Raw genomic sequence first — 12,075 nt, forward strand, 5'->3', positions numbered from 1 at the left:
CATGGATGGGTTTACGGCGTGTCCCGGCCAGGGCGCTCTACTGCCCAAGCCGGGAAGCCTGCCGCGGCTTTTCGCTTCAGGCGTCTTTCGCCTCATGCGGCGCCGCCGCCGCCGCGGCATCGTGCCCCAGCTCATACTCCGCGTCGTACTCCCACGGCCCGCCATCGGCCGCCGCCGGCCCGCACGAAATCGAAATCGCACCCTGGTCCGCCGGTCCCACCACGCGACGGTTGATCGCGAACAGGTTGCGGCCCAGGTCGTGCGCTGCCGGCGCGGTGTTCGGCGCCAGTGGACGCGCAGCCCATTCGGCTGCGTCCACCAGCACTTCCAGCGTGCCGGCCTCGCCATCGAGGCGGATCATGTCGCCCTCGCGAACCTTGGCCAGCGGACCACCCCGCGCCGCTTCCGGCGTCACATGGATCGCCGCAGGAATCTTGCCCGAGGCGCCGGACAGGCGGCCGTCGGTGACCAGCGCCACGCGCCGGCCCTGGTTCTGCAGCAGGCCCAGCAGCGGCGCCAGCGAATGCAGTTCCGGCATGCCGTTCGCACGCGGGCCCTGGTAACGCACCACCGCCACGAAATGCTCGGGCAACAGGCCGCCGGCATGCAGCTTGTTCAACACCTGCGGCGCATCGACCACCACCGCCGGTGCTTCGATCGTGCGGTATTGCGGCTTCACCGCCGACAGTTTGATCAGCGACTTGCCGAGGTTGCCGCGCAGCAGGCGCAGGCCACCCTGGTGTTCGAACGGATTGTCGACGCCACGCACCACCTCTTCGTCGGCGCTGCATTCCAGGCCCGGCAGGTAGACCAGCTGGCCGTCGCGCAGCTGCGGCTCGCGCGCATAGTCGGTCATGCCGCCACGTGCCACGCTGACCAGGTCGCCATGCATCAGGCCGGCCTTGATCAGTTCGCCGAACACGAAGGCCGGGCCGCCTGCTGCGGCGAAGCGGTTCACGTCGGCGTCGCCGTTCGGATAGACGCGGGCCAGCAGCGGGATCAGCTGCGACAGTTCGTCGAAGTCGTCCCAGGTCAGCACGATGCCGGCCGCACGCGCCACCGCGATCCAGTGGATGGTGTGGTTGGTCGAACCGCCGGTCGCCATCAGTGCGATGACCGCGTTGATGATCGCGCGCTCGTCGATGATCCGGCCCAACGGGCGGAAGTCGTCGCCGAGTGCCGTGATGTCGAGCGCTCGCTCGGTGGCTTCACGGGTGAGGGCGTCGCGCAACGGCGTGCCTGGATTGACGAACGATGCGCCCGGCAGCTGCACGCCCATCGCTTCCAGCAGCACCTGGTTGGAGTTGGCGGTGCCGTAGAAGGTGCAGGTGCCCGCACCGTGGTAAGAGGCCGATTCCGCTTCCAGCAGTTCCTCGCGGGTGGCCTCGCCGGCGGCGTAGCGCTCGCGCACTTCGGCCTTCTGCTTGTTCGGGATGCCCGGGGTCATCGGGCCGGCCGGCACGAACACCGCCGGCAGATGGCCGAAGGCCAGCGCACCGATCAGCAGGCCCGGCACGATCTTGTCGCACACACCGAGGTAGACGGTGGTGTCGAACATATCGTGGCTGAGCCCGATCGCGGTGGCCTGCGCGATCACATCGCGCGAGAACAGTGACAGTTCCATGCCGCCGCGGCCCTGGGTGACGCCGTCGCACATCGCCGGCACGCCGCCGGCCACCTGTGCGGTGGCGCCCAGCTCGCGGGCGATCTCGCGGATCTGCTCGGGATAGGTCTCGAACGGCTGGTGCGCCGACAGCATGTCGTTGTAGGCGGTGATGATGCCGAGGTTCGGCGTCACGCCGCCGCGCAGGCGGCTCTTGTCGGTGCCGCCGCAGGCGGCGAACCCGTGGGCGAGGTTGCCGCAGCTCAGGCGGCTGCGGAACGGGCCTTCACGCAGGGAGGCGTCGATCGCGGCCAGGTAGGCGGCGCGTGAGGCGGCGCTGCGGCGGATGACACGCTCAGTGATGGCTTGCAGTTGCGGATGGAGGCTCATTGGCTACCGGCGTTCGTGGTGGCGAGAGGCAAGCGGCGGCACGGCGCCGCCGCCAACATCAATCAGCCCAGTGGACGCGCAGGCGCGCGCCGTCCAGGTTGATCGCATTGAGGATGGGGTAATGCTGGGCGTCATTGCTGTCCAGCGCCTGGCGCAGTACCTGCAGCTTCTGCTTGCCGCGCAGCAGCAGCAGGCGCTGGCGGCACTGGCGCAGGCCATGCGGGGTCAGCGTGATGCGCAGCGGCCACTGGTTCGCGCCCGGGCAGCCGGTGGCATCCAGCGCCGCGTAGGGCAGGGTGCTTTCCAGTGCGCGGGCCAGGTCCTTCGAGCCGGGGAACAGCGAGGCGGTGTGGCCGTCGTTGCCCATGCCCAGCGCCACCAGGCTCGGCGGTTGGCTGTGCTGCGCCTGCAGGTTGGCGGTGTACACGCATTCCGGAAGCGGCTTGCCGATGCGCACCAGCGGATCGAAATGCGCACCTTCGGCGCGCTTGAGCAGATTCTCGCGCACCAGCCAGGCATTGCTGTCGCGATCCTGCGGCGACAGCCAGCGCTCATCGGCCAGGCTCACTTCCACGCGGTCCCAGTGCACGTCCAGTTCGGCCAGCGCCTGGTACACCGGTGCCGGCGTGGTGCCGCCGGACAACAGGATGCGGGCGCGGCCCACTTCGTTGATGTCGTGGTTGAGGGTCTGCGCCATCTCGGCGGCCACCGCCTCGATCCAGCCATCGGCATCGCCGTGCTGGATGAACTCGATGCGGTCGTCGTGGAAGGTGGTGGGGCTCATGCGGCAACTCCAGGTGCGTCACGTTCGGCGTCGGCGGCGTAGGCGGCGGCGCCCAGCAGTCCGGCGTGGGGATGCATCACGGCCAACGAGGGCACCCGCGCCATGATCGAAGAGAAGCGGCCTTTGTGTTCGAAGCGCTGGCGGAAACCAGAGTGCTGCAGCGAATCGAGCATCTTCGGGGTCAGCCCGCCGGTCAGGAACACGCCGTCCCACGCGCCCTGGGTCAGCACCAGGTCGCCTGCGATGGCGCCGAACACGGCGCAGAACACATCGACGGTGCGCATCGCCTGCGGGTCACCGTGCAGGGCGCGGGCGGTCACGTCCACCGGCTGCAGTTGGCCCGGATCGATGCCGGCCATCTCGCATACGGCGCGATGGATGTTGACCAGGCCAGGGCCGCAGATCAGGCGCTCGTTGGAGACGCGGCCGAACTGTTCGGACAGGATCTCCAGGATGCGGATCTCCTCCGGGGTTCCCGGCGGGAAGCTGACATGGCCGCCTTCGGTTTCCAGCGGGTAGCAGCGGCCGTGGCGCAGGATCAGGCCACCGACACCCAGGCCCGTACCCGGCCCGATCACCGCGTAGTTGCGCGGCTGGCCGGGTTTGCCCGGCACCCAGGCGGCACCGCCGACCTGGACCACGTCATCGGGCTGCAGCAGCGAAATCGCCATCGCCTGTGCGGCGAAGTCGTTGATCAGGTGCAGTTCGTTGAAACCAAGCATCGCGGCCGTGCGGCTGCGCGAGATCACCCACGGATGGTTGGTGATGCGGGCTTCGTCACCATCGACACGACCGGCGACTGCGAACACGCCACGGCTTGCGGTGGCACCGATCTGCTCCAGATGGTGGCGCGCGGCATCACCCAGCGACGGGAACTCCGCCACGGCGTACTCGCGGATGCTCTCTTTCAGCAGCGGGGCGTCCTGCGAGGTGTCGGCAAGGGCGAAGCGGGCATTGGTACCACCGATGTCGGCGACCAGCACGGGCTGCGAGCTGGCACTCATTCCGACGCTCCGCTATCTGGCGCATCCACGCCCTGCGGCAGGAAGTCGACCGCGTTGGCCGGGCCCCACTGGCCGGCAGGGTAGGGTTCCAGCGGCAGGTTGGCCGCCTTCCAGGCATCGGCAACGCTGTCGATCCAGGCCCAGGCGGCACGCACTTCGTCATCGCGCACGAACAGGGTGTGGTTGCCGTTGAACGCGTCCAGGAACAGGCGCTCGTAGGCGATACGGCGATGCAGGCCGGTCGGCACCGACAGCTCCAGCTCCAGCGGCTGCAGTTCCAGCGCGCCCCATTCCGGCCCGGCCAGGCTGCTCATCAGGCCCAGTTCGATGTTCTCCTGCGGCTGCAGCTGGAACACCAGGCGGTTCGGTGCGGCCTGCGCACGCTGCGGACGCTCGAACAACCAATGCGTGACCGGCTTGAGGGTCACCACCACGCGGGTGGTGCGCTCGGGCAGGCGCTTGCCGGTGACCAGGTGGAACGGCACGCCGCTCCAGCGCCAGTTGTCGATATGCGCGGTGACCCCGGCGAAGGTCTCCACGTCGCTGCCTTCCGGCGGCTGGTAGGCCTGGGCCGGCTGGCCGTTGATGGTACCGGCAGTGTAGCGGCCACGGATGCTGTCACGCGCGGCGTGCTTGGCATCGAGCGGGCGCAGGGCGCGCAGCACCTTGACCTTCTCGTCGCGGATGCGGTCGGCTTCCAGCGAGGCCGGCGGCTCCATCGCCACCATGCACAGCAGCTGCAGGATGTGGCTCTGCACCATGTCGCGCAGCGCGCCGGAGCGGGCGTAGTAGGCGTCGCGGCCATCCACGCCTTCGCTTTCGGCGACCAGGATGTGCACCGATTCGATGTAGTTGCGGTTCCACACCGCTTCCAGCAGCGTGTTGCCGAAGCGCAGCGCGATCAGGTTCTGCACTGCTGCCTTGCCCAGGTAGTGGTCGAGGCGGAACACGCGGTCCTCGTCGATCCACTGGCCGATGGTGCTGATGATTTCCTCGGCGCTCTCGCTGTCGCTGCCGATCGGCTTCTCCAGCATCAGGCGTGCCGGTGCGGCGAGGGCGCCACCCTTGGCCAGGCCTTCGCAGGTGGAGATGTACAGGCCCGGCGGAATGGCCAGGTAGCTGACGCACTTGCGGTGCACCAGGTCGGAGACTGCGGCGGCAACCGAGTCGACGTCGCGCAGGTCCACCGAACGATAGTCGATGCGGCGCAGCAGGGCGCTGATGTCGTCCTGCGTGGCCATCGGCATGGCCTGCTGCAGGCGCGGCCGCAGGATGTCATGGAAGGCTTCGGTGTCATGCCCGGACAGGGCCAGCGCACGGATGCGGAAGTCCTCCGGCAGCAGGCCGTCGCCAAGCAGGCGAAGCAGCGAAGGGAACAGGTAGCGCTGGGCCAGATCACCTGTGGCACCGAACAGGAAGAGGGTGTCGTGCATCGCTCGAGTTTCAGATCCGGGTGACATCGTTGTCAATCGCTTCATGGCTGGGTTCGGGGGACATCCGCGCAACTGCCTGTCCGAGGTTCGTCGGGGGCGGTCTCCGGGGTACTGGAAGACCGTTCCATTCGAAACCACTACCTCGGCGGAACCTTCGTTCAACCGCCGACGCAGATCGGTGCGCACCGATCATCGGATAGTGCCACGTGAAAACGTTTACATGGCAGAATGGGCAACTGTATTCGATTGCAGTACTCGCCGTCATGCGGCAGGCGCGCAATCATCACTGCCATCGGGAGGGCCGAGGCAGTCCCAAAAGACAGCCCGGCTTCGGGCGGACCGGATAGGTGATATGGCAAAAGTGCAGTTGCAGGGTGTGCGCAAGGTCTATGACAACGGCCAGGTCGCGGTGAAGGACGCCAGCTTCGAGGTCGCCGATGGCGAGCTGATGGTGCTGGTCGGTCCGTCCGGCTGTGGCAAGTCGACCCTGCTGCGGATGGTGGCTGGCCTGGAGGAGATCAGCGGCGGCACGCTGACCATCGGTGATCGCGTGGTCAACGACGTGGCGCCGAAGGACCGCGACATCGCCATGGTGTTCCAGAGCTACGCGCTGTACCCGCACATGACCGTGGCCGAGAACCTGGCCTTCGGCCTGAAGCTGCGCGGGCATGACAAGGCGACCATCGACAAGCGCATCGCCGAAGCAGCGCAGACCCTGGGCCTGACCGAGATGATGGACAAGCTGCCCAAGGCGATGTCCGGTGGCCAGCGCCAGCGTGTTGCGCTGGGCCGTGCACTGGTGCGCGAGCCGGCGGTGTTCCTGCTGGACGAGCCGCTGTCCAACCTCGACGCCAAGCTGCGCCACAGCGTGCGTACCGAGATCGCGCAGCTGCATCGCAAGCTGGGCACCACCATGATCTACGTGACGCACGACCAGGTCGAAGCAATGACCCTGGGCCAGCGCATCGTGGTGCTGAAGGACGGCATCATCCAGCAGATCGATACGCCGATGGCGCTGTACGACCGCCCGGCCAATCTGTTCGTGGCCGGTTTCCTCGGCAGCCCGGCGATGAACGTGCTGCGTGGCACGCTGCAGGGCGATGCCGGCGGCGTGACCGTGGTCGACGGCGAATGGCGTGCACCGCTGGGCCAGGCCACGATCGATCCGGCGTGGCTGCAGAAGCCGATCGCGGTGGGCGTGCGCCCGGAACACCTGCAGCCGGCCAGTGCCGATGATGCGCATGCATTTGCCGCACGCATTGAAGGCATCGAACCGGTCGGCAACGAGATCTTCGTCAACCTGAGCAGTGGCCAGCACGCGCTGACCATGCGCGTGGCGCCGCAGTCGCTGCCGGCGGTGGGCGAGCAGATCCGCGTGGCGATCCACCCGCAGGGCCTGCACTTCTTCAACCCGGAATCCGGCGAGCGGCTGTAACGGGTAGTGCCGGCCGCTGGCCGGCAACTTCAACCATGCATGGTTGCCGGCCAGCGGCCGGCACTACCATTCCTTCATCCACCGGGCTCAGCGCGCCAGGCCATCCAGCAACGGCATGCGCTGCGCGATCGCATCACCCACCTGCAGATCAGCGTCGCTGGCTTCCAGCGGCAGCACCGCCAGTGCCAGGTCGCCGGCCACGCAGGCAATCGTGCCCAGCGCTGCGCCGTCCTGCTGCACGCCATCGCCTGCCTGCGCCGGTGCCGCGGTATGCAGCAGCTGCACCGCACGCTTGGCCTTGCCGAGGAAGTGGGTGCGGGCGACGATCTCCTGGCCCGGATAGCAGCCCTTCTTCACGCTGTAGCCGTTCAGGCGGTCCAACCCCAGCTGCTGCGGGGTCCACACTTCGCGCTGGCTTTCTTGCAGCCGGGGCAGGCCGTAGCGCAGGTCGGCCTGGCGCCAGGCCAGCGCGAAAGCGGTCTCATCGGCTTCACTGCTGGCTGCAAAGGCATCGGCGGCGCCAATGCGCAGGGTCCGCGGCAGGGCGTCGCTGCCCAGGTCCAGCTCCCAGCCGTCACCTGCGGTCTGCGCAATCGCAGCGCCGCTGGCGGCTTCGGGCGCAGTGAACGCGCCGGCCACGGCCAGATCGCTGCGCACCAGTACCTTCACCTTGCGGCGGAACACGAAGCGCTGCAGTTGCGACGCAATCGCATCGGCATCGCCGTCGGCCAGCACCAGCATCACGTGGTCGTCCGCTAGCCGAAGCAGCTGGAACACCGCCAGGGTGCGGCCCTTGGCGCTCAGCCAGGCGCTCCACTGCCAGTGCTGCAGGGGCAGGGCGGTGACATCGCTGCTGAACTGGGCGTGGGCAAAGACAGCTGCATCCGGGCCTTGCAGGCTCAGCAGCTGGTGGCCGGGCAGGCGCGGATATCCGACGAAAGCAGGGGGCAGGTTGTCAGGCACGTGAACGAGGTCTAAAATTTGTGCGTTGCGAGACCGAACATGATAGGCCAAACAACCCCCACTCCCGACGACGAATCTGAAGCCCCGCTGGACCCCGCGGCACCCGTGCCCGTGGAACAGGAAAAAGCAGAGGAATTCGGCGGCCGCGGCGGACTTGATCCGGTGCGGTATGGCGATTGGGAGAAAAACGGACGCTGCATCGATTTCTGATCAGCATTGAGCCAACGCGGCCGTGTGCCGCCCAGCCGAGACAACGAGCCCAGCGAATGGCGACCAGACAACGCCCACTTTCCCCGCACCTTCAGGTGTATCGCTGGCAGATTCAGATGGCCACCTCGATCCTGCATCGAGCCACTGGCGTCTTTCTGTCTGTTGGTGCCCTCATCATCGCCGCCGGCCTGCTGGCCCTGATGATGGGGCCCGAGTCCTGGAACTGCTTCACCGGCCACGCCGGGGCCTGGTATGGCCGCGTGTTCCTGTTCGCGTGGACATGGTCGTTCGCCTATCACCTGTGCAATGGCATCCGCCATGTGGTGCAGGACTTCGCCATCGGCTTCAGCATCCCCGCCTTCATCCGCAGCAGCTGGCTGTCGGTCATCGGCAGCCTGGTGATCACCCTGCTGGTGTGGGCCTATGTGATGTTCGGAGGTGCCGCGTGAGCAAGTTCCGTACCCCGTTGAAGAGCGTACGCGGCCTCGGTTCGGCCAAGACCGGCACCGAGCACTTCGTGCACCAGCGCCTGACTGCCGCCGCCCTGGTGGCCCTGGGCATCTGGTTCCTGGTCTTCGTGCTGGGCCTGCTGGGCTCGGACTACGCGACCGCCGCCGCCGCCGTGGCCAAGCCGTGGAACGCGGTGCCGCTGATCGGCCTGCTGATCGCCATGTTCTGGCACGCGCAGCTCGGCATGCAGGTCGTGCTGGAAGATTACATCCACGAATCGCTGCTGGCCCTGGTGCTGCAGACCGCGGTGAAGTTCGTCGCCGTGCTCGGCATGATCGTCAGTGTGTTTGCGGTGGGCCGCATCGCCCTCGGCGTTGCCTGAGCCCAGGCACCTACACAGGAATCCAGATTAGATGTCCGCTTACAAGATCACCGAACACAAGTACGACATGGTCGTGGTGGGCGCCGGCGGCGCCGGCCTGCGCGCCACGTTCGGCCTGGCCGCCAAGGGCCTGCAGACCGTGTGCCTGACCAAGGTCTTCCCGACCCGTTCGCACACCGTTGCCGCCCAGGGCGGTATCTCGGCCGCACTCGCCAACATGGGCGAGGACGACTGGCGCTACCACTTCTTCGACACCATCAAGGGTTCGGACTGGCTGGGCGACCAGGACGCCATCGAATACATGTGCCGTGAGGCCATCCCGGCCATCATCGAGCTCGAACACTACGGCGTGCCGTTCTCGCGCACCGCCGAAGGCAAGATCTACCAGCGTCCGTTCGGTGGCATGACCACCAAGTACGGCGAAGGCCCGGCGGCGCAGCGTACCTGCGCGGCGGCCGACCGTACCGGCCACGCGATGCTGCACACCCTGTACCAGCAGTCGCTGAAGCACGACGCGCGCTTCATGATCGAGTACTTCGCACTCGACCTGATCTTCGATGACGAAGGCGCCTGCCGCGGCGTGCTGGCTCTGGACATGTCCGATGGCACCCTGCACCTGTTCCGCGCCCAGGGCGTGGTGCTGGCCACCGGCGGTTACGGCCGTGCCTACTTCAGCGCCACCTCGGCGCACACCTGCACCGGCGACGGTGGCGGCCTGGCCATGCGTGCCGGCATCGCCATGCAGGACATGGAGTTCGTGCAGTTCCACCCGACCGGCATCTATGGCGCCGGCTGCCTGATCACCGAGGGTGTCCGCGGTGAAGGCGGCATCCTGCGCAACAGCAGCGGCGAGCGCTTCATGGAGCGCTACGCGCCGCACTACAAGGACCTGGCCTCGCGCGACGTGGTCAGCCGTTCGATGACCATCGAGATCCGCGAAGGCCGCGGCGTCGGCGAGCACAAGGACCACATCCTGCTCGACCTGACCCACCTTGGCCCGGGCGTGATCGACGAGAAGCTGCCGGGCATCGCAGAAAGCGCCCGCATCTTCGCCGGCGTCGACGTGCACAAGCAGCCGATCCCGGTGATCCCGACCGTGCACTACAACATGGGTGGCATCCCGACCAACTATCACGGCGAAGTCGTGCGCAAGGTCGGCGACAACCCGGATGCCGTGGTGCCGGGCCTGTACGCCATCGGTGAAGCCGCCTGCGTGTCCGTGCACGGCGCCAACCGACTGGGCTCGAACTCGCTGCTGGACCTGGTGGTGTTCGGTCGTGCAGTGGCCAACCGCTGCGCCGAGACCATCAAGCCGGGCGCGTCGCACAAGCCGCTGCCGGCCGATGCCTGCGACAAGGCGCTGGGCCTGCTGGACAAGCTGCGCCACGCCAACGGCGATACCCCGACCTCGGTCATCCGCGATCGCATGCAGCGCACCATGCAGGCCGACGCGGCGGTCTTCCGCACCAGCCAGACGCTGAAGGAAGGCTGCGAGAAGATGGACAAGATCTTCGACTCGTTCCAGGACGTGAAGGTCTCCGACCGTTCGCTGGTCTGGAACTCGGACCTGATCGAGACCTACGAGCTGAACAACCTGCTGCTCAACGCGGTGGCGACGATCAACTCGGCCGAACAGCGCAAGGAAAGCCGCGGCGCGCATGCGCACGAGGACTATCCGGACCGCGACGACGTCAACTGGCAGAAGCACACCCTGGTCAGCGTCGACGAGAAGGGCAAGTGCAGCTTCGACTACCGTCCGGTGCACATGTACACGTTGACCGACGACGTGTCCGTGGTGCCGCCGAAGCCGCGCGTGTACTGATCCGACCCCGCCTACCATGCAATCCGCGCCCACGGGCGCGGGCCGCCTGAGCCAACGAGAGCAGCCATGGCCGAGTTTTCACTCCCCAAGAATTCCAAGATCACGAAGGGCAAGCACTTCCCCGTCAAGAACGGCGGCAAGAACGTGCGCACCTTCAAGATCTACCGCTGGAGTCCGGACGACGACAGCAACCCGCGCACCGATACCTATGAAGTCGATCTGGACGCCTGTGGCCCGATGGTCCTGGACGCCCTGATCAAGATCAAGAACGAGATCGACCCGACCCTGACCTTCCGCCGCTCCTGCCGCGAAGGTATCTGTGGTTCGTGCGCGATGAACATCGACGGCACCAACACCCTGGCCTGCACCCGAGCCATCTCGGACTGCGGCAAGAAGGAAGTGCCGATCTACCCGCTGCCGCACATGAACGTGGTCAAGGATCTGGTTCCGGACCTGACCCACTTCTACGCGCAGTACGCCTCGATCAAGCCGTGGATCCGCACCCAGACTCCGGCACCGCCGGATCGTGAGCGCCTGCAGTCGCCGGAAGACCGCAAGAAGCTGGACGGCCTGTACGAGTGCATCCTGTGCGCCTGCTGCTCGACCAGCTGCCCGAGCTACTGGTGGAACGGCGAGCGTTACCTGGGCCCGGCGATCCTGCTGCAGGCCTACCGCTGGATCATCGACTCGCGCGATGAGGACACCGGTGCACGCCTGGACGATCTGGAAGATCCGTTCAAGCTGTACCGCTGCCACACCATCATGAACTGCGCCCGGACCTGCCCGAAGGGCCTGAACCCGGCGCTGGCGATCGCCGAGATCAAGAAGCTGATGATGGAACGCCGCGCCTGATCAGGCCTGGCTGTACCCGGTAGAGCCACGCCACGCGTGGCTGTGCCACCCCAGTAGAGCCACGCCATGCGTGGCTTTGCTGTATCTGGAGAAACATGATGGAAGAAGACGTTCTGCTGAAGAAGCTGCGCTGGCGTTGCCGCCGCGGCATGCGTGAGCTGGACCAGCTGTTCGGTCGCTACCTGGACCACGAATGGAGCACTGCGCCGACCGAAGAGCGCGAGGTTTTCCTGTTCCTGCTCGACTGCGAGGACGATAAGTTGTGGCGCTGGTTCATGGGCTATGAGGCCTGTCCACATGCGCACGCGATCCCCCTCATGCAGAAGATCCTCGCCCTCAAGCCTTGAGTGGCGCCCCTCGCGGCTGCAGGCTGCCGCCCAGTTGGCGGTGCTGCTGGCTGCGCCCTGGCTGCTGCGTGCATCGGATCTGCCTTCACGGCTGCTGATGCCCGCGGTGGTGCTGGCCTGGGTCATCGGGTTGGCCGAACTGGCCTGGCGCCAGCGCAGGCCACGCGTGCAGGTGCTTCTGCCGCTACCACCTGAGCCGCTGCAGGTGGCCGGGCAGGACGCCGATGCACCCCAGCTGGTCGTGCGTGGCCCATGGCTGTTGTTGCTCTGGCGTGAGGATCGGCGCCGCCGGCGCCTGCTGTTCTGGCCGGATGTGCTCGATTCCGGGCAGCGACGTGAACTGCGACTGGCCGTGGCCGCACGTGGCGTTTCCCGTAGGCCCCGGTCGATGGCACCATAA

13 protein-coding genes are annotated in these 12,075 nt (G+C 67.0%); 8 read left to right on the plus strand and 5 right to left on the minus strand.

The genetic code is table 11. The annotated features are described in order from the left end of the window. Positions 1 to 76 precede the first annotated feature (76 nt). Genes edd through zwf form a run of 4 tightly spaced genes read right to left on the minus strand, consistent with a single transcriptional unit; the run spans position 77 to position 5,214 of the window. Positions 77 to 1,993, minus strand: coding sequence for a phosphogluconate dehydratase (gene edd / locus ACZK45_RS08255; RefSeq protein WP_478445672.1), 1,917 nt, complete (start codon positions 1,991 to 1,993; stop codon positions 77 to 79). Between the two features lie 58 nt (positions 1,994 to 2,051). Beyond that, a complete protein-coding gene (pgl, locus tag ACZK45_RS08260) occupies positions 2,052 to 2,777 on the minus strand; it encodes a 6-phosphogluconolactonase (RefSeq protein WP_125895702.1) in 726 nt (241 codons plus the stop codon). After that, a complete protein-coding gene (gene glk / locus ACZK45_RS08265; protein WP_478445673.1) occupies positions 2,774 to 3,781 on the minus strand; it encodes a glucokinase in 1,008 nt (335 codons plus the stop codon). Before glk ends, pgl begins: the two co-directional genes overlap by 4 nt. Continuing rightward, the gene (gene zwf / locus ACZK45_RS08270; RefSeq protein WP_478445674.1) at positions 3,778 to 5,214 is read right to left on the minus strand and encodes a glucose-6-phosphate dehydrogenase; all 1,437 of its coding nucleotides are present in this window, start codon (positions 5,212 to 5,214) and stop codon (positions 3,778 to 3,780) included. The genes glk and zwf overlap by 4 nt, the downstream gene beginning before the upstream one ends. Before the next feature lie 352 nt (positions 5,215 to 5,566). Here zwf and ACZK45_RS08275 point away from each other — a divergent pair, with 352 nt between their 5' ends. Further along, positions 5,567 to 6,649: an ABC transporter ATP-binding protein gene (locus tag ACZK45_RS08275; RefSeq protein ID WP_071229277.1), complete on the plus strand. Its 1,083-nt coding sequence runs from the start codon at positions 5,567 to 5,569 to the stop codon at positions 6,647 to 6,649. An 87-nt stretch (positions 6,650 to 6,736) separates the two neighbouring features. On the opposite strand, the gene ygfZ is transcribed toward ACZK45_RS08275, so the two are convergent. Then, positions 6,737 to 7,612: a CAF17-like 4Fe-4S cluster assembly/insertion protein YgfZ gene (gene ygfZ, locus ACZK45_RS08280; protein ID WP_180836683.1), complete on the minus strand. Its 876-nt coding sequence runs from the start codon at positions 7,610 to 7,612 to the stop codon at positions 6,737 to 6,739. A gap of 39 nt (positions 7,613 to 7,651) precedes the next feature. On the opposite strand from ygfZ, the gene ACZK45_RS08285 reads away from it, so the two are divergent. The 7 genes from ACZK45_RS08285 (at position 7,652) to ACZK45_RS08315 (ending at position 12,075) form a co-directional block, all read left to right on the plus strand. Next, on the plus strand, positions 7,652 to 7,822 hold the full coding sequence (locus tag ACZK45_RS08285; protein ID WP_478445675.1) for a DUF1674 domain-containing protein: 171 nt from the start codon (positions 7,652 to 7,654) through the stop codon (positions 7,820 to 7,822). Between the two features lie 56 nt (positions 7,823 to 7,878). After that, entirely contained in the window at positions 7,879 to 8,271 is a 393-nt protein-coding gene (gene sdhC / locus ACZK45_RS08290) for a succinate dehydrogenase, cytochrome b556 subunit (protein WP_024958620.1), read from the plus strand. Further along, the gene (gene sdhD, locus ACZK45_RS08295) at positions 8,268 to 8,654 is read left to right on the plus strand and encodes a succinate dehydrogenase, hydrophobic membrane anchor protein (protein ID WP_032128865.1); all 387 of its coding nucleotides are present in this window, start codon (positions 8,268 to 8,270) and stop codon (positions 8,652 to 8,654) included. Before sdhC ends, sdhD begins: the two co-directional genes overlap by 4 nt. Before the next feature lie 31 nt (positions 8,655 to 8,685). Beyond that, positions 8,686 to 10,476, plus strand: coding sequence for a succinate dehydrogenase flavoprotein subunit (gene sdhA / locus ACZK45_RS08300; protein WP_049445482.1), 1,791 nt, complete (start codon positions 8,686 to 8,688; stop codon positions 10,474 to 10,476). Positions 10,477 to 10,542: 66 nt separating this feature from the next. Next, positions 10,543 to 11,328 (plus strand): succinate dehydrogenase iron-sulfur subunit, encoded by a 786-nt coding sequence (locus ACZK45_RS08305; protein ID WP_005409079.1) that lies wholly within the window; start codon positions 10,543 to 10,545, stop codon positions 11,326 to 11,328. 98 nt (positions 11,329 to 11,426) lie between these two features. After that, entirely contained in the window at positions 11,427 to 11,675 is a 249-nt protein-coding gene (locus ACZK45_RS08310; RefSeq protein ID WP_005409080.1) for an FAD assembly factor SdhE, read from the plus strand. Beyond that, complete coding sequence (locus ACZK45_RS08315; protein WP_125895115.1) at positions 11,626 to 12,075, plus strand: hypothetical protein; 450 nt, start codon at positions 11,626 to 11,628, stop codon at positions 12,073 to 12,075. The genes ACZK45_RS08310 and ACZK45_RS08315 overlap by 50 nt, the downstream gene beginning before the upstream one ends.

The organism is Stenotrophomonas sp. 63632_Sma (assembly GCF_056482875.1).